Origin of the sequence: Metapseudomonas cellulosilytica (genome assembly GCF_049334135.1) — a bacterium.
In the GTDB taxonomy this organism is placed as follows: Bacteria; Pseudomonadota; Gammaproteobacteria; order Pseudomonadales; family Pseudomonadaceae; genus Metapseudomonas.
The window spans coordinates 120,186-137,544 of the sequence record NZ_JBHZGN010000008.1; the positions used below are offsets into that span (position 1 = coordinate 120,186).

A 17,359-nucleotide genomic window follows, 5' to 3' on the forward strand; every position below is an offset into this window, starting at 1 on the left:
CTTCCAGGCCGAACCTGCGGTCCGGTTTGCGAATGAATTCGCCCCCACAGAAAAGCGGCAAGCCTGGTGCTCGCACGACAGACTTGCACTCGGACATAGGATCTACCGACGGGATGGGGCTTTAGTTATGGGGCCTTACCAATCGCCGAACGACATCCGCTTCCAACTCGGCTCATCACTCAGTGCCGGATCATCATGGGCCGCCATGAACACCGGCAGATCCCGTCGCGCGATCCACAGCTCCCCCTGCCACTGCACCACCCCGATGCGCTGATTGGCCCAACTCATGAAGGCCCGCCGGGGCGAGACCTCCATCTCCCGGTGCTGATCATGCAGCGTCGGCAGCACCTCTTCGCTGAGCCACCGGGCGATGCGACGGTTATCCGGATGCCCGAAGCGATAGAGGGCGTGATAGGCCCCCTCATCGCTGATCACTTCCAGTTCTTCCAGCATCTCGGAGGCGTACTTCAGCCGCACCGTGCGCCGCTGGTGCGTGGCCATGCGCCGGGCCAGCAGGTGGGCGCGTGGCGCAGCGATCAGGCGGGCGAAGTCGTAGGCGACGAACCAGGGCCGGTTGTCGATCATCACGGCGCGTAGATGTTGGGTATGGCGTTGGAACACGAGGGGGGTATATGCGTCTTGCATGGTGGTTGTCCTACTAGCTGGAAGAGCTGCCACCTACGTCGCCAAACGAGGGTGGCAGACCGCGCGGGGTTGGCGAACCGGTTAGTAGGACCCGGCAGACCCGAAGGTCTCCCCGCGCGATCTGCCATAAAGCAGTGCAGCAGAAACTGCATGCGTGCGGGGGCCTGCAAGAACATTCGCTGTTCTCGCAAACACCGTATGGCGCTATCGCGCCTACTAAAGTCGGGTCGCCAAACCCGGCCACGGGATTGACCGCGACCGGCGCAGGATAGGGAGGGGAGGGCGCAAGGGCAAGCGATGACAGCACGAACTGGCCCGCCTATTTCTGCTGCTTGCTGCCTCTGATGTTGCCGGCAACCCCGCCGGCGACGGCGCCAACTGCCGCGCCGGTCCATCCACTGCCGCCGGCTATTGCGGCAATGCCGGCACCGGCCGCGGCACCGATGGCCGCGCCGCTCACGGTCCCCTGCTGCTGGGGTGTCATCGAGGTGCAGCCGATCACGCTCGCTGCGGTGAGGGCTGCGGCAAACACTAGGATCCGCTTCATGTTCATCTCCGCTACTGGTTCTGCTGGAGACCTGGCACGACCATCTCGAACCAGATGGTCTCGATGACGGGCCGTTTCACGCGGTCGGGATTGGCGGCGTACCACTGGTTGAGCCCTTCGCGCACGCTGTCGAGTGTGTGTCCTTTCAGACCCCTGCCGAAGCGCGGAATCAGGCTGTGCTCATCGGACGGCGGCTTCGACCCATAGTAGGCCGCTTCCACCTGGTAGGCGTTGGCGATACCGATGAGATAGACCTTCTTGAGTTGCTCCGACGATTGCATCCATTGCTCGCCGGTGATCATGGGCACCTCGTCGGCGCGGGCCATGTCCGATGCCGCCGCCAGGGTCACGCATGCTGCCAATGCGAGCATGCCCATTCGCAATGTCCTCATCGTCTTCCCTCCTCGCTAGGCTGAACCTCAACTCGGTGGCGCGGCCTGCACCGGCGGCCCTGGGTCGCTTCGCCGGATCGACTCTCGAACCGGTCGAACGCACCGGAGATTCATCGGACTCTCGCCGGTCCCGAATGTCAATGCTCCGCCAATGGCGATACGTAGCACCTCCATGCCCTTACTACGCTCGTTTCAATCGTGTCGATAACGCTTGTTCTCAGGTCCGCGTTCGCATAGCCCGGATTTCCTGATGGAGAGGAACTTCTCTGTACAAGAGAAGGACGGCAAGCAGCATCACGCAGCCAGACAGTCGTCCGACGAGCCGAGCAGCACCTGGCCGCGCTCGCAAGGTCAGGTTGGCGCCAACGGTCAGGTCACGTATTGGGCGAGTCCGTTACCGAAGGACCAGTTTTCCTTTTTGACTTCGACCAGGCTGACGAAAACGTCCTCCAGGCGAACACCTGCTTCCTTGTTGAGCCCATCGGCAATCGTCTTGTAGAGAAGCTTCTTCTGATCCGTCGTGCGTCCCTCGTTGAGGGTGATCTGGATAAACACCAGCCCATCCGTTCGCTCAATCCCGAGGTACTCCCGGTCATAGACGAAGTGGGTGTCATCGTGCTCGGTCAGGACCTGGAAATTGTCGTGATCCGGCACATTGATCGTGCTCCTCATTGAGTCATAGACGACCTTGCCCAGCCTCTTGGCGTAGGAAGCGTCAGGGTTCCTTTTGATGTCGATACGAACGAGAGGCATGGATTTCTCCTTGACGTATTCGGGAAAACCTTCAGCCACGCTGGCTTGGGCGCCATCCAAGAAGCTGGTCGGTTCGGTCGCCAGCTGTCCTTGCGTCAAAAAGATAATGGCCATAATCTATTTTGACAAGCGAGTGCGACCAACACCCCGAATAGCGCCCAATGGGCTTGCGATGGAGTCGAGACAATGCCGGAACACATCTATCTGGATGACATAGCCGTGGATGACGTTTTTGTAAGCGGCCAACATGAGCTGGACGCCGAGCAGATCATCCAGTTCGCAACCCAATTCGACCCACAGCCATTCCATCTCGACGAAGACGCAGCGACAGATACGTTCTTCCAGGGCCTGGCTGCCAGCGGATGGCACACCGCGGCCATCACGATGCGGCTCCTGGTGCAGAGCCTGCCCTTCGCCCATGGCGTAATCGGCGCAGGCGCAGAGATCAGTTGGCCACAGGCAACCCGCCCTGGTGACGTCCTTCAGGTCACCAGCAAGGTCGTCAGCATTACTCCGTCTCGATCCAGGCCTGATCGGGCCATCGTCGTTTTCGAGTGCGTCACCTCGAATCAGAATGACGAGGTACTGCAAAAACTGATAACCAAGGTCGTGGGCTTCAAGAAGGAAAGGTGACCTCATGGGACGCTCATCACAACAGCAGGCCTCGGAGAATCGGGCGAAGATCGTTGAGACTGCGAGCAGGATGTTTCGCGAGCTAGGCGTCGAGAATGTATCGGTGTCTGACGTGATGGCTGCCAACGGAATGACTGTTGGCGGCTTCTACAAGCAGTTCGACTCCAAGGATGCGCTTGTGGCCGAAGCTTTCTCGCTGGCGTTCGATCAGTCGCTCGACGCCTGGGACGACGTGTATCAGCAAGCAGATGCCAAAGCCGAGAATCGAGCCAGCGCACTGGTCCGCCAGTACCTTCGAAACACCGCGGCGAAGCGCCGCTGCCCGGTATTGGCATTCGCGCCACATGTCATCAACGGAGGCGCCGACCAAGCTTCTGTAGAAGCCTACAAGGCGGGCACCAAGGACCTGTTCGACAAGTTCATCAGCGAGATGAAGGGAGCAACTGGCGGCCATGCCACTCCAGACGCTGCCGAGCGCGACTCGATGGTCCTGTTTGCGGCGATGGTGGGTGCCCGTGCGATTGCGCAGGCAATTGGCAATGCGCCTTGGGTGGAGGCGATTGAAGCTGCTGTGAACCAGGCCGCCAAACAGCAGGGGCATCGGTAGGCCGTCGTCCACTTTGGGATGTGGATTCAACCGGTCGGCGCAAGGGCCCGGTCGGCGAAAACCTGCACGCTATTTCGCCTCCGACCCATACTGCTTCCAGCGTTCTTCACTGAGATCGCCCGGGTCGAGCCTGCGTCACCATCGAAGCGAGCTCGAACGCACAGCGCCGACCCGCACGGCGCGTTCCGCAGAGCCATCAGGCCAGGCCTGACAGCGGCGGGCGGCGGCGGGTACAATTCGCGCCTTACCTCATCCCTCTGTTGCTTCCTTTGCCGGATTCACCGGCCAGGATTACCGCCATGATTCGCATCAACGAACTGTCTCTGCCCCTCGATCATTCTGCCGATGAATTGCGCAAGGCCATCGTCAAACGCCTCGGTATCAGCGACGCCGATCTGCTGAACTTCACCGTGTTCAAGCGCAGCTACGATGCCCGCAAGAAAAGCAGCGTCATTCTGTTCATCTACATCATCGATCTGGAGGCCCGCGACGAGGCGGCGATTCTGGCGCGCTTTGCCGATGACAACAATGTACGTCCAGCCCCGGACACCCACTACTACCCAGTAGGACAGGCGCCGGCCAATCTGAGCGAGCGGCCGCTGGTCGTGGGCTTTGGCCCCTGTGGATTGTTCGCGGCGCTGCTGCTCGCGCAGATGGGGTTCAAACCCATTGTGCTGGAGCGCGGCAAGGATGTGCGTCGCCGCACCAAGGATACCTGGGCACTGTGGCGCAAGAAGGTCCTGACCCCGGAGTCCAACGTGCAATTCGGCGAGGGCGGTGCCGGCCTGTTCTCCGACGGCAAGCTCTACAGCCAGATCAAGGACCCCAAGTTCTACGCCCGCAAGGTGATGCAGGAGTTCGTTCGCGCCGGCGCTCCGGAAGAGATCATGTACGTGAGCAAGCCGCATATCGGCACCTTCCGTCTCACTGGCGTGGTAGCGGCCATGCGCGAGGAGATTATCGCCCTCGGCGGCGAGGTGCGATTTGAAAGCAAGGTGTCCGATCTGCTGATCGACGATGGCCAGCTCGAGGGCGTGGTGCTGGCCAGTGGCGAAACGATCCGCAGCCGCCATGTCGTACTGGCGCTGGGCCACAGTTCCCGCGATACCTTCCGCATGCTGCACCGTCAGGGCGTGTTCATCGAGCCCAAACCCTTTGCCGTGGGTTTCCGTATCGAACACCCGCAAGGCATGATCGACCAGGCCCGCCTGGGCAAATACGCCGGCCATCCGGAGCTCGGCGCCGCCGACTACAAGCTGGTGTATCACGCCAGGAATGGCCGCGCCGTCTACAGCTTCTGCATGTGCCCCGGCGGCACTGTGGTTGCGGCCACTTCCGAGCCGGAGCGCGTCGTTACCAACGGCATGAGCCAGTACTCGCGCAACGAGCGCAATGCGAATGCCGGCATAGTCGTGGGCATCAACCCGGAGCAGGATTTCCCGGGCGGCCCGCTGGCGGGAGTGGAGTTGCAGGAGCGCCTGGAATCCCGCGCCTATGAATTGGGCGGCAGCGATTACTGCGCGCCTGCGCAATTGGTGGGCGACTTCATTCGCGGGGTGCCGTCGAGCGAATTTGGCGAGGTGGAACCCTCCTACAAACCCGGCGTGCGCCTGGGCGACCTTGCGCCCTCGCTGCCGGAATATGTGATCGAGGCCATCCGCGAGGCGCTGCCGGCATTTGGCAAGCAGATCCGCGGTTTCGATCGCGATGACGCGGTGCTCACCGGTATCGAAACCCGCACTTCCTCCCCGGTCCGTATCACCCGCGACCACGAGACATTGCAAAGCCTCAATCTGCGTGGCCTGTATCCGGCCGGTGAAGGCGCCGGTTATGCGGGTGGCATTCTGTCGGCGGGCGTGGATGGCATCAAAGTCGCCGAGGCGGTGGCCAAGTCGCTACTGTCTGAAATACAGAGCAACTGAGCGCCGCATTGATGAAGTTCGATGACATTAAAAAGCTCCACCAGAAGAAATACCGGGCCGAGTTCGGTCATTTCCTGGTGGAGGGCGAACATCTGTTGCTGGAACTGCAGAAAGCGGCCTTGAAGAATCCGCTGCTAAAGCGCAGTCAGCTGTATGTGACCGGTGCCTACGAGCACTGGCAAAGCCCGTTTGAAACCCACGTGATCAGCGACCGCCAGATGGCGCAGATCGCCGACACCAAGACACCGCAGGGAATCATTGCGCTGGTGCCAATGCCGCCGGCAGCCGCGCCGGTTGCTGCACCCGCCAACAATGAGCGCGCCATTTACCTGCATGAAATCCAGGACCCGGGCAATCTCGGCACCATCCTGCGCACGCTGGCGTGGTTCGGTAATTTTCGCTGCCTGCTCAGTCCCGGCAGCGTTGATCCGTATAACCCCAAGGTCGTGCGCTCCAGCATGGGCGCCATTTTTCATGCGCCCATGGAGTTGGATGTGGAATTGGATTCCTTGCGCACGCGCTTCGAGCGCATCGCCTGCCTGGATATGAATGGCGACAGCTTGCAATCCGCCAGTTTCAAGGCGTTCGATTGTTATCTGTTCGGCAACGAGGCACGCGGCGTGCCCCGCGAGCAACTGATCGCACTCAACGCCCAACCTTTCACGATTCCCGGTTGTGGGACCATCGAATCGCTGAACCTGGCCGCGACGGTCAATATGTGCGCTTACGAATTGAACAGATAGGATCGACAAGGGCTGCTTTCGATCCGCAGAACCTCCCGAGCATCGGGTGCAAAGGAAAGCCGGGGGAGCTGAGGCGACCCTTGGAGTCAGCCGATCGCCTTGGCCATTTCAGTGGTGGCTGCCCAGCCCGAGGCTTCATACACCGGCTGGCCGGCCTGGGTCGCGTGCAGCACGGCAAAGCTCAATCCGCGCTGGGCAAACTCGGCTTCGGCCAGCTTCATCAGGGCCGAAGCAAGGCCCCGACGCCGATAGGCGGGTTCGACGAAAACGTTCAGCACATAGCCGCGCTGGTCGAGGTTCGGATGGGATGGATGAGGCGGCCAGTCGATACTCATAAGGCCGATCGCCGCCACAGGCTGTCCGTCGTCCAGCAGAGCAAACCCGTAGTAACGGCCATCGACCAGGCGCTGATGCAACCAGGGCCGGAAGTGCTCGGTCATCACCCGCAATTCCGATGGAACGCCGCCTGCCTCGAGGAACATGGTTTCGCGATGAACACAAATCATCTGCAGGTCATTAAGCTCCAGCCTGCGTGCCTGCAAACCTGAAAAGTCGATTTCGCCGGGAATCTCTTTCATCGCATGGACCTCTACGGAGTGGTCGATGCTAGGGCGGCGGCAAGCTGAGTGATAGGTGCAGATCGACAGCAAATGCTCCATACAGCGATCGCTTGCCCGCAAAACCAGCCGGAGTAGGGCGGCGACAGCGAAAACGGTTCAGTCGGACCGTTCTGCAAGGTAGTGAGTCTGCAAGCCCTGCACATCCACCGACAGGGCATCGCTCAGGAAGCGGGCAGTGCTGCCCCATTCCTGCTCGATTGTCTGCAGTGACTCCTGCAGATAACCGGCCCGGACTTCAAGCAACGGCATGGCCACTTCGGGTGAGACACCCAGTGGTGCAAGGCGCGTCAACAGGCCCTGGATGAGGCGCTGGTTCCAATGGTTGGATTCCAGATAGTTGGCCAGGATCGTTTCCGGCACCACGTCAAGCGCCGACAACAGCAGCAGGGTGGCGAAGCCGGTCCGGTCTTTGCCGGTGGTGCAGTGATACAGCAGCGTTCGGCCTGTTTCAGCTTCTCTCATGAACCTGCCGAAGGCAGCCTGGTGCTTGACGGGGAAATCGCGATACGTCTGCAGCATGAAGTCGTCCATCTCCTGCCGCGTGGAGGCTCGCAGTCTCGTCACCAGCTCGCTCATGCCCATGCTGCCCTCCAGCACGGGAAGGGCGATCCATTCAAAGGCATTGGCAAATCCGCGTTCTTCCACCGACTTCTCTTCAGCGGCGCGAAAGTCGATGACCCTGTCCAGGCCAAGGGTTCGCAGTTGGGCGAGGTCGGCAGGGCTTGCCAGGCCCGGGTTGCCACCGCGGAACAGTCGGCCCTTGCGTAAACGCCTACCGTCGCGACTGTACAGGCCACCGAGGTCGCGCAGGTTGTGGATGTTCTCGAACGACAGCGCTGTGCCGGTCAGTGCGACGTCCGTAGTGGGGCTTGTTTCCAGGGGCGTTTGCGGAGTGACCCCTGAAAGCAGTGACGCGATCTTGCCGGCCATACGTATTCTCGGTCTTGTTGTTATGTTGCATCGAAGGTAATCCAGCGCGACCCGTATTGCGAACTGTGTCTTCGCGGTCGGGTTCCGACTGTGTCGGGAATCGGGAGAGGCGCGCGCAGCGGCGCCTTGGCACCCTTCGTGCGACTTACTCTTCAGAGCGACTCGTGGGGTCACGATCGCGCTCGTATCGCCTCGTGAGCGGAAACGGAGGCAACCAGGACTCGCGCCGGACAATCCAGCTTTCGTAGGTGGGCATCAGTTGGTCAGGGGCATCCAGGGATCCCAGGTGCACTTCGATTTCGTCTGCGGTGCGGGCGAAAACGGACGAGCCGCAGCGGGGACAGAAAAAACGCCCGGCGTAGTCGCGTGTCTCGCCATCGATCGTCACCGCATCCTGAGGGAACACCGCGCAAGCGTTGAACAGGGCCCCATGATGCTTGCGGCAGTCGAGGCAGTGACAAATGCCGACCCGGTAGGGGAGTCCCGACGCCACAATTCGAACGTTGCCGCAAAGGCAACCGCCGGTGAATCGCTCCATGCTGCGTCTCCTCTGGAATCAAGCGGCCGGAATGGTCACAACGCACCCCGTCGGGCGCCCATGATCGATGCGCCAGCGCGACCTCGCAGACGGCCTTTATCGGTGGTTGTGAAAATAGCAGCCAAACGATTGCAAAGGACCGAAGGCAGCCGTTTCCAGGAGCGGCCGTTCAAGGTCCGCTACCGAAACGTGAGCAATTCGCTTGCTCCAAATGCCTTGAGCGTACGACCAACCGGACGCAACAAGCCAAGGTGCGCTTCTACTGCCTTGTGGGTGCAACCGTACAGGCGCTTCTCGGCAGGTTCCAGCAGCCAGTGCAGCGTAAAAACCAGCCGTTGGGCACAACGCACGCTCACTGTTTCCCTGCTGCTGTTACACCGGCAGCAGTGAATCCGGGAGGGGTTTTGAGCCACGGGAAACCCTGCACCGCCATGTCATAGCCGGTGGTGTAGAGGCTGCGCATGTATTCGTTATCGAACTCTTCCTTGTGCGGAGCGTTGAAGCTCGAGGGTATGAACCCGAGGTTGAAATCCACACCATCACGCTGGGTGGTGGAATAGATCCGGTAAAGGTCGCCGATACCCTGGCTGTGGATCAACGAGGTGACCGCGCGACCGGCGATGCTCATGGTTTTGCGCTCGACGTCCGCCCAGTCCGGGTCGAGTCGTGAATTGCGTATCACGTACAGTTTGCGCTCGCGGGTCACTCCAATTGCTTTTGCTTCCTCATCGACGCGAACCGACGCCGGATAAGCGAACACCTGTGCCATGATGCCGCCGTCCACGTGCATTTCCTGATAGGCCTTACCATCGACTTCCACGTCGATCATCATGGGCGGAAATCCTCCCGGAATGGAGGCAGATGCAATCATGACTCTCACGAACAGATCCAATGCCTCAGGACCGCCATAGGTCGCGATTTTTCCCATGTCCCAGATTATTGGGCGGCGCGCATCGAGGTCCGCCGTGGCAACTAACAGAAAGCGGCCCTTGGCGTACTCCGCGGCGATTTCCTTGAGTATCTGCTCATTCAACGATTCGCGTGTCAGCTTCAACAGCGGTGCGTTATCTGACATTGCATCACCCAAAACGCCTTCGAGAAAACTGCGCGGCTTGAGGACGTCTTTCGGTGACAGCGTGGTGTAGAACCTTTTCAGTGTCGCGTCGTACTTCGGCCCCAGAAATGCGAAAGGCGCGATCAGCGCGCCCGTGCTGATGCCGGTAACGAGCTTGAATTCCGGGCGCGTGCCTTTAGCCGTCCAGCCATTCAGCACGCCTACGGCGAACGCCCCGTTGTCACCGCCGCCCGAAATGGCCAGATATACCGCTGGCGGCAGGGGCCCTTTGTGCCCTTGCTTGGCAAGGTAAGCCTGCTCCCGCTGCAGCGCTTGAATGCCGATTCGTGTGAATTCTGTCATGTCGCCGCCGCCGACATAACGCACCCCAGGCATGCCTGGAATTTCCGCTCTCGCCGTCAGGTCGTCCGGCACCGCCGGCAGGCGTGTCGGCGACATGGTGCAGCCCTGTAACAGTAGCAACAGGGCCACGATCAGGTTGGTGGCTTTCATAGTCGACTCTCTCGCTGTGCCTGTGTCGTATGAGCCGCGTTGTTTGAATATCCCGCCGCACGAAGGCTGTGATAGCGACGCCGCACATGTTCGCGCGGATCATTGCTCAACAAATTGCATGCCAGGGTGCGGATTGTTCATCTGTGGCAACTGCGCGGGGTGGTGGGGTAATGACAGCTTTGGCTCCGGTTACCTCATTAAAGACGCTTCACGTTGCTGCGCTCAGAAACCTGGAGCCCGACGACACATGCGTGCTGGAGTTCGAACTGCAAGCAATGCAACGGGCGCGGCGACTCGCGCCTCCGAGTCACAGCATCGAGCTCCTTCGGGCAAGGGCTGCTCCATGGGCAGCTCGGCAACTACTCGCATGCCTTTCATCTGCTGGCTTGCCCGGCCTTCCCATCTGATCCGCTCTAGTCCGGCCTTCTGCCGACCGCGATACCTCCCCTCTGTCCAAGGCGGTTGCCGACACGCAGATTTTTCCTTGCATCAGTGGCAAAACGGATGCTAATTTTTTTTCATTGAGTGACCAATGAAAAAAGAGACCGAGCCATGCCTAAGGTAGGAATGCAGGAAATACGCAAGAAGCAGTTGGTGGAGGCCACGCTCTCGCTAATCGGCGAGCAGGGCCTTGCCGGCACGAGCATGGCGCAAGTGAGCGCGAGATCGGGGATGTCCAACGGGATAGTGCATCACTATTTCTCGGACAAGAACGCCCTGCTTGAAGCGACCCTGCGGGAGCTGAACAAGCGGATCAACGCCGAGATCTTCAATCACCTTCGTCAATCCCAAACGCCTTCCGAACGGGTGCAGGCCTTCGTCGAAGGCAACGTCAGTGCATTGAACCTGACACGCGAGAACGTCGCCGCCTGGCTGGCCTTCTGGGCCCAGGTCCCGCAATCGCAACAGTTCCAGCGAATTCAGAACATTGTGGCGCGCCGCAGCCACTCGCTGCTTTTCCACGCCCTGGCGAAAAGCATGGACAAGACAACCGCTCGATATAAGGCACAGATGATCGCAGTGTTCATCGACGGCCTGTGGCTGCGGGCAGCGGTGGACCCAACCCCGGAAACAATCGGCGATTCCCGACGCCTGGCTTATGAGTTCCTCAACAACCTCCTTGGTTATGACCTGAAGGTGTAGCTATGAATAGCGATGAATATAAGAGCTTCGATGCGGTAAGCCTCGTTCAACTGGTAGAGGCTGGAGAAGTCACCGCCCTGGAACTGGTCGACCTGGCGATCAGCGAAATCGAAGCCCAGGACCACGAACTGGGGGCAGTCGTGTCCATCAATGCCGAAAGCGCCCGCCAGGCTGCCAGAAACCATGGACAAGGCGCACTGGCGGGACTGCCTGTATTGATAAAGGACACCAATATCGATGTCCGTGGCTTCGCCACCAGACACGGTTCTCGCTTGTACAAGGATGCTCCTGCGGCGGAGGCTGATAGCGAACTCGTCAGTCGTATGCGCAATGCCGGCGCGATCATTCTTGGAAAGGCCAAGACGCCGGAATTTGCGGGGGATTTTGTCACCGAGCCCGAATACTTCGGTCCCTGTCGAAACCCCAGGAACCCCAAGTACGCCTCCGGCGGTTCCAGTGGCGGCTCGGCCTGCGCAGTAGGAGCCGGCATGGTGCCCGTGGCTCACGGTACCGACTGTGGCGGCTCGATCCGCGTTCCAGCATCCGTCTGCGGCGTGGTGGGACTCAAACCCAGTCGTGGACGCAACCCGGTCGGTCCCCACGTGGGGGAGTTCGTCGGTGGGCTTGATAGCGAACACGTGCTGACCAGGACTGTCCGCGACACTGCCTTGTTGCTGGACGTACTGGCCGGCTATGAGTCCGGCGCACCTTACGCGGCTCCGCCTGCGCCGGCCTCCTGGCTCGAGAGCCTGAGCAAGGCGTCTCCCAAGTTGAAAATAGCCTTCAGCTGCAACCGTCCCGACGGAACGGATATAGACGAGTCCATCCGTAACGCAGTGCTCAAAGTCGTGGACTACCTTGGTTCGGAAGGCCACAAGCTGCGGGATTTCGACTGGCCGGACCTTACCGGCGCAGGCGATGCCGCAGCCGTGTTCTGGCAGCTTGAGATCGAAGCACTGATGACCCAGCAGGCCGCCGCTCTGGGCCGTCCCATAGCCGAAGGTGATGTCGAATGGATCACCTACGAAATGTACAAGCAGTCGACCCGCCGCTCCGCTCTCGATGTGCATAACGCGAGATCGGTGCAAAACCGCGTCTCACGTCGTATTGCGAGCTGGTTCGAAGAGATCGATGTGCTGATCACGCCTACCGTGGCCCTTGCGCCACCCTTGATCGGTGGATTCACGGCATCCGGAGAGAAGAAGCTGGATGTCTGGTACGAGAATGCATATGCCTTCTCCCCCTTCACCGAGATCTTCAACCTGACGGGACAACCGGCCATTAGTTTGCCGGTCGGCATCATGGCTGATGGGCTGCCGATCGGATTGCAAATAGTTGGTCGATTTGGCGATGAAGAAACAATTCTCAGATTGGCCAATGAGATTGAAAAAAGCTTCTCCTCAAAACTTCTGTTCCAGTGAAAAACTGATATTCAGAATCTGATCTTCCGGCCCGGACAGTTCGGCGAGAACTAGTCACCAAACCATACGCAGGACGCAACTGACTAATGGAATGAATAGGCTCAAGGCTTATTCGCCAATAGCGCTACGCTGCACCTGCGTCAAATAGATTGCAAAAATTAGAGAGGGATAAAGCCGATGAAATGAATAGGCACTCATGAAGCTCAGGATTCGACAGCGGAAGCTTTGCATAAAGATATGTGGAGACGTTGGCGTGCCTGTACGAGCTTCCAAATCGGCAAACAAGCCCAAAAAGTGGGGTCCAATCGCCAGAGGCATGAGGAGTTCACCTTGAAATGGAAATTCAATTTGCCACCGGTAATTGAAAAGCCTGCGGCCTGAACACCACTTAACTTATTTGCTCTTCTGCCTAACAACTGTACTACGACAAGAAATATAGGTACGACGATCATGTTAGCGAAAGAAAACTCCTCACCGGCTGGACGCTTTAATCTGGAAGTACGTTCCATTGACCACGTTCCTTTATCGGAGCGCCATGGCAAGGCCTGGCACCTGTGGCCGATCTGGTTCTGCGGTGGAGCGCAACTGACGACCCTGGCTGTGGGTATCATCGGGATCGGCATGGGCGCCAATCTATTGTGGTCCGCCATCGCCATCATTCTCGGTTGCGCGTTCGGCACCTTGTTCATGGCCGGGCACTCCACTCAGGGGCCGCAAATGGGGCTGCCCCAACTCATTCAGTCCCGCCCCCAATTTGGCTATCTCGGTGCGCTGCTCGTATACCTGGTGGCCATCGTTACCTATGTCGGATACAACGCCTTCAACCAGCTACTAGTAGGGCAAACCTTGCATGAACTGCTCGGTGTCTCCGAAAGCGGGTCGGCGATGGTCTTTTCCCTGCTGGCGATCATCATGGCAGTCGCCGGATACAACTCCTTCCATAAGGTCCAGCGCGGCCTGGCTTTCCTGATGGTCGCACTGATGCTGGTGCTGACCTTCGGTCTGGTCCTGTCCATGGAGCTTCCGGCCAATCAGCTGTCCTTTGGCGAGTTCAAACGCAATGCCTTTCTGGCCCAGTTCTTCGTTGCAGCCGCCTATCAACTGAGCTGGGCCATCTACGTCTCCGACTATTCCCGCTACTTGCCCGCCAACGTCAGTGTGCGTGCCTCGTTCTGGTGGACATACATGGGCGCCATGATTGGCGGCGTTTGGATGATGCTGATCGGTGCCATAGCCGCGGCGCTCAGCCCTGGCCAGAATCTGGCCGCGGGCCTGGTCATGCTGGGAAACATGGTTTTTTCGGGGTTCGGCGAGACTCTCGTGATCATCTCGGTGCTGATTCTGATTACCAGCGCAGCGCAAAACTTCTATGGCGCTTCAATTACCTTGCTTAGCATCATCGATACGATAAAAACCCAGAAATCCACACTTCTCAAACGTATCGTCACGATGTTGGTTGTAGGTGGTTCCGCAATGTTCATTGCATTAACCGCGTCCGCCGACTTTGTTAAGGAATTTGGTGACTTCCTGGCGATCCTGCTTTATTTGTTCACCCCGTGGACTGCAATCAATCTGGTTGATTTCTATGGCGTTCGCCATGGGAAATATTCGATCAAGGAAATATTCAACCCGAGCGGCATTTACGGGAAATGGAATTGGCGTGGAATGGGTGCTTACCTTGTCGGGTTCGTGGTCATGCTGCCTTTTTCCAATACCGGTCTCTACATGGGGTATGTGTCTGAAAAGTTGGATGGCGCTGATATCAGCATGCCAATCGGGCTGGCCGCATCGGCACTGGTCTACTGGTGGCTCTGTCGTTCGCAGGACATCCAGAAGGAGTTGAGCAACGTACCGTCCTTTGACTCTGTCCAACATGTTTGAGATCAGCTGGAGTTTCCGATGATGAAGCTTGGATTTCGTTGTGCTTGTGCGTTCGCAGCAATCATGTCTTTTGCCGTTCAAGCAAAAGAGCCGGAGAGTTGCATGTCGCCTCGATTCGCAAAGATTGGATGGGCGGATCTCGAATCAACGACGGCACTTGCAAAGAACATACTCGTAGGGCTCGGCTATAAACCCACCGATGTTACGCTCTCGATTCCTCTCGCCTGGGCCGGCCTGAAACGCAAGAATGTTGATATTTACCTTGGTTATTGGAAACCGTCGCAGGATGCGAATGCCAAGCCTTATCTCGATTCGAAGTCGGTTACGCAACTGCCGGCACCGAATTTGACAGGAGCCAAATTCACACTGGCCGTGCCGGATTACGCATATGAAGGCGGCTTGCGCAGTTTCGATGACATCGCAAAGTTCAAAGATAGACTTGGCGGAAGGATTTACGGTATTGAGCCAGGTGACGATGCGAACGTGGTCATTCAGAAGATGATCAAGGACAATGAGCACAAACTAGGTGACTTCAAACTGATTGAGTCCAGCGAGGCCGGCATGCTGGTTTCGATTCAACGTGCAGTTTCCCGCAAGGAGTGGATTGTGTTTCTTGGCTGGGAACCACATCCAATGAACCTGGCCTACAAGATCCAATACCTGTCCGGAGGCGATAAGACATTCGGCCCCGATTATGGTTCTGCCGAAGTCTATACCGTCGTTGCAAACGGCTATCAGGAGCGTTGCCCGAATGTCGCGAAACTGCTCGACAATCTGAAGTTCGACGTTTCCATGGAAGACGAGATCATGGCCAGGGTCGTCAAGAAGGAAGACCCAATGGAGGTCACGAAGGCTTGGTTGAAGGATCATCCAGAGGTAGTGGCGAAGTGGCTGGATGGCGTCACTACATTCAATGGCGAGTCAGCCCAGCGGGAGGTCATGGCATATCTGGGGCGCTAAGCCCGATTTCCTCGCGTGGATCTTTCGAGATGGATGCCTGCGTCACGCTGTCAAAGGAAGGTCCAACTTTTAGCGCAACCCTTGGCCCGGATTCTCCGGGCTTTTTTAGTCTTCGTGATGGCCGGTTCGAAGCCATTTCCCTAGCGGCTCCATTCACTGGCTCGTTCGTGCCATGGGCGATGATATTTCATTGATGACCGGGATCATCGTGATGCACGCCCTGCGGATCCACCTCAGCCTGTCATTCGTAACCATTCCAGCAAGTCCATTTCCAGACTGCCTGATTGGGGCGCTTCAGGGAAAAGCAGGCAATAGCGAGAGCCGTCTTCAACGAAACCAAGGGGAGCTGCCAGGATGCCGCTCTGCAGGTCGTCGCATACCTGGTGCCAAGGGCCTATCGCCACACCCAGGCCGGCGACAGCGGCTTGCAGGCTGAAGTAGAAGTGCTCGAAGGCTTGTGCTGTTTGTGTCGGCGGTGGCTGGCCAGCAGCATCAGCCCATTCCCGCCAGGCCCGGAGTCTGGTCCTGGTGTCCAGTACAGGGGCCTTGGAGCGAAGGCGTCCGCCGCGGCTGGTGAACCAATCGGCGACTTTATCCGGACGACACACTGGGCCGACTCGCTCTGCAAACAGGGCCTCGGCATGGTAGTGCTCGGGCCAAGGGAAGTCGTCGCGGCGGATGGCTAGATCAATGCCCTGGTCGAAGGAGAACATCCCTCCACCCGCTACCAAGTGGATCTCGTGCCCTGGATGGCGCGCCTGAAACTCACCCCATCGGGGGATAAGCCAGCGCATCAACAACGTCGGCTCGCACGAGAGCACGAGCTGACGAGAACGCCGGCTGCTTTCCCTCAATTCCTTGACGGCCTGAGCCATCAGGCCGAGGCCGTCACCGACCGCTTGTGCCAGCCGCTCGCCTGCTTGCGTCAAAAACACGCGCTGGCGTCGGCGCTCGAACAGTGCAATCTCCAAGTCATCCTCAAGCAAGCGCACTGAGCGGCTGATGGCGCTTGGAGTCAGGTGCAGCTCCGTAGCCGCGCGACTGAAACTCCCCAGGCGTGCGGCTGCCTCGAAACAGCGCAGGGCTAGCAGCGAAGGCATACGGGCATTGCGAGTTGGTGAGTCCAGCTCACTAATATTCTCAGAATTCATCGTTAGCAGCCTACGTCAAAGCCCAGGATAATCGCCAGGTCATCACCCCTCTACAACAAGGTGCGTCCATGAGCGAATGGATAGCTGTAATCAGCATAACCCTACTTGCCTGCATCAGTCCGGGACCGGATTTCGCCATGGTCTCCCGCAATGGTCTGCTCCTGTCCCGGCGCGCCGGAGTGCTTACGGCCGTTGGTATTGGCCTGGGAGTGCTGGTCCATGTCAGCTACACGCTGCTCGGCTTGGGCTTGCTGCTTCAGCAGTCGCTGTGGTTGTTCGACGCGCTGAAGCTGGCCGGAGCCGCCTACCTGGTTCATCTGGGCGTGAAAATGCTTCGTGCCAAACCCGCGACCGACCAAGTGGACACTCCGCTGGCGGCTCTCTCGGACATCGCGGCGCTGCGTACAGGCTTGCTCACGAACGCACTCAATCCCAAGACTTCCGTGTTCATCGTCAGTTTGTTCATGCAGGTGGTGAGGTCGGACACGGCATTAGCGACGCAGGTTGCCTATGGCGGTTTCATCGCAGCAGCGCACGTTGGCTGGTTCAGCCTGGTGGCGCTGTGCTTCTCGGCTGGCCGGGTGCGCGAGATGCTGCTGGCTGGGCGGCATTGGATCGACCGGGTCTTCGGAGGCCTGTTGGTAGGTTTCGGGGCTTTGTTGGCGCTGCGCGGCACGCATTGACAGGCTTTGGATCATGGGGCGTCGGGCCATTGAAGGAGGAGCAGGAGCGGAGAGGCTGTTTGCGCATCTGGCCCCTTGCTGTCTTTTGCTAGCGGCCAATAGCGGGAGTTGTGGACGCTGCTGGCATGCCGGCAGCCTGATTCGATTTGCTGCCTATACTGCTTTGACCGCCCGGGTTTGCTATCCGTGTCGTACCTCTCGTGGAACCCTGTCGCATAACCAG

At 58.9% G+C, this 17,359-nt stretch carries 18 protein-coding genes; 9 read left to right on the forward strand and 9 right to left on the reverse strand.

Going from position 1 to position 17,359, the window contains the following annotated elements; all coding sequences use genetic code 11:
- Nucleotides 1-135: 135 nt before the first annotated feature.
- The 4 genes from ACFW0H_RS12460 to ACFW0H_RS12475 all read right to left on the reverse strand — a co-directional run bounded on the left by ACFW0H_RS12460 (nt 136) and on the right by ACFW0H_RS12475 (nt 2,337).
- The gene (locus tag ACFW0H_RS12460) at nt 136-645 is read right to left on the reverse strand and encodes a BRO-N domain-containing protein (protein ID WP_422914211.1); all 510 of its coding nucleotides are present in this window, start codon (nt 643-645) and stop codon (nt 136-138) included.
- Between the two features lie 319 nt (nt 646-964).
- Nucleotides 965-1,192 (reverse strand): YMGG-like glycine zipper-containing protein, encoded by a 228-nt coding sequence (locus tag ACFW0H_RS12465; protein WP_422914212.1) that lies wholly within the window; start codon nt 1,190-1,192, stop codon nt 965-967.
- An 11-nt stretch (nt 1,193-1,203) separates the two neighbouring features.
- Nucleotides 1,204-1,584: a hypothetical protein gene (locus ACFW0H_RS12470; RefSeq protein WP_422914213.1), complete on the reverse strand. Its 381-nt coding sequence runs from the start codon at nt 1,582-1,584 to the stop codon at nt 1,204-1,206.
- Between the two features lie 369 nt (nt 1,585-1,953).
- Nucleotides 1,954-2,337 carry a tautomerase family protein gene (locus ACFW0H_RS12475; RefSeq protein WP_422914328.1) on the reverse strand — a complete coding sequence of 128 codons (384 nt, stop codon included), beginning with the start codon at nt 2,335-2,337 and terminating at the stop codon, nt 1,954-1,956.
- A 186-nt stretch (nt 2,338-2,523) separates the two neighbouring features.
- On the opposite strand from ACFW0H_RS12475, the gene ACFW0H_RS12480 reads away from it, so the two are divergent.
- The 4 genes from ACFW0H_RS12480 to ACFW0H_RS12495 all read left to right on the forward strand — a co-directional run bounded on the left by ACFW0H_RS12480 (nt 2,524) and on the right by ACFW0H_RS12495 (nt 6,242).
- A complete protein-coding gene (locus ACFW0H_RS12480) occupies nt 2,524-2,970 on the forward strand; it encodes a MaoC family dehydratase (protein ID WP_422914214.1) in 447 nt (148 codons plus the stop codon).
- A 4-nt stretch (nt 2,971-2,974) separates the two neighbouring features.
- Nucleotides 2,975-3,577, forward strand: coding sequence for a TetR/AcrR family transcriptional regulator (locus ACFW0H_RS12485; protein ID WP_422914215.1), 603 nt, complete (start codon nt 2,975-2,977; stop codon nt 3,575-3,577).
- Between the two features lie 299 nt (nt 3,578-3,876).
- Complete coding sequence (locus tag ACFW0H_RS12490; protein ID WP_422914216.1) at nt 3,877-5,499, forward strand: NAD(P)/FAD-dependent oxidoreductase; 1,623 nt, start codon at nt 3,877-3,879, stop codon at nt 5,497-5,499.
- Nucleotides 5,500-5,510: 11 nt separating this feature from the next.
- Entirely contained in the window at nt 5,511-6,242 is a 732-nt protein-coding gene (locus tag ACFW0H_RS12495) for a TrmH family RNA methyltransferase (protein WP_422914217.1), read from the forward strand.
- 86 nt (nt 6,243-6,328) lie between these two features.
- Here the strand turns inward: ACFW0H_RS12495 and ACFW0H_RS12500 are convergent, their stop codons facing one another.
- From ACFW0H_RS12500 to ACFW0H_RS12515, 4 genes are all read right to left on the reverse strand, one after another.
- Nucleotides 6,329-6,820 carry a GNAT family N-acetyltransferase gene (locus ACFW0H_RS12500; protein WP_422914329.1) on the reverse strand — a complete coding sequence of 164 codons (492 nt, stop codon included), beginning with the start codon at nt 6,818-6,820 and terminating at the stop codon, nt 6,329-6,331.
- 138 nt (nt 6,821-6,958) lie between these two features.
- The gene (locus ACFW0H_RS12505; protein WP_422914218.1) at nt 6,959-7,792 is read right to left on the reverse strand and encodes a tyrosine-protein phosphatase; all 834 of its coding nucleotides are present in this window, start codon (nt 7,790-7,792) and stop codon (nt 6,959-6,961) included.
- A 145-nt stretch (nt 7,793-7,937) separates the two neighbouring features.
- A complete protein-coding gene (locus tag ACFW0H_RS12510) occupies nt 7,938-8,330 on the reverse strand; it encodes a GFA family protein (protein ID WP_422914219.1) in 393 nt (130 codons plus the stop codon).
- 352 nt (nt 8,331-8,682) lie between these two features.
- Nucleotides 8,683-9,897, reverse strand: a complete 1,215-nt coding sequence (locus ACFW0H_RS12515) for a patatin-like phospholipase family protein (RefSeq protein WP_422914220.1) — start codon at nt 9,895-9,897, stop codon at nt 8,683-8,685.
- Between the two features lie 552 nt (nt 9,898-10,449).
- Between ACFW0H_RS12515 and betI the strand changes: the two genes are divergently transcribed.
- The 4 genes from betI (at nt 10,450) to choX (ending at nt 15,302) form a co-directional block, all read left to right on the forward strand.
- Nucleotides 10,450-11,040, forward strand: coding sequence for a transcriptional regulator BetI (betI, locus tag ACFW0H_RS12520; RefSeq protein ID WP_422914221.1), 591 nt, complete (start codon nt 10,450-10,452; stop codon nt 11,038-11,040).
- Nucleotides 11,041-11,042: 2 nt separating this feature from the next.
- The gene (locus ACFW0H_RS12525) at nt 11,043-12,461 is read left to right on the forward strand and encodes an amidase (protein ID WP_422914222.1); all 1,419 of its coding nucleotides are present in this window, start codon (nt 11,043-11,045) and stop codon (nt 12,459-12,461) included.
- A 450-nt stretch (nt 12,462-12,911) separates the two neighbouring features.
- Nucleotides 12,912-14,342, forward strand: a complete 1,431-nt coding sequence (locus ACFW0H_RS12530; RefSeq protein WP_422914223.1) for a purine-cytosine permease family protein — start codon at nt 12,912-12,914, stop codon at nt 14,340-14,342.
- 18 nt (nt 14,343-14,360) lie between these two features.
- Nucleotides 14,361-15,302, forward strand: coding sequence for a choline ABC transporter substrate-binding protein (gene choX, locus ACFW0H_RS12535; protein ID WP_422914224.1), 942 nt, complete (start codon nt 14,361-14,363; stop codon nt 15,300-15,302).
- 233 nt (nt 15,303-15,535) lie between these two features.
- Here choX and ACFW0H_RS12540 read toward each other — a convergent pair whose 3' ends face one another.
- Nucleotides 15,536-16,453, reverse strand: a complete 918-nt coding sequence (locus ACFW0H_RS12540) for a LysR family transcriptional regulator (protein WP_422914225.1) — start codon at nt 16,451-16,453, stop codon at nt 15,536-15,538.
- A 68-nt stretch (nt 16,454-16,521) separates the two neighbouring features.
- On the opposite strand from ACFW0H_RS12540, the gene ACFW0H_RS12545 reads away from it, so the two are divergent.
- Complete coding sequence (locus tag ACFW0H_RS12545; protein WP_422914226.1) at nt 16,522-17,136, forward strand: LysE family translocator; 615 nt, start codon at nt 16,522-16,524, stop codon at nt 17,134-17,136.
- Nucleotides 17,137-17,359: the final 223 nt, after the last annotated feature.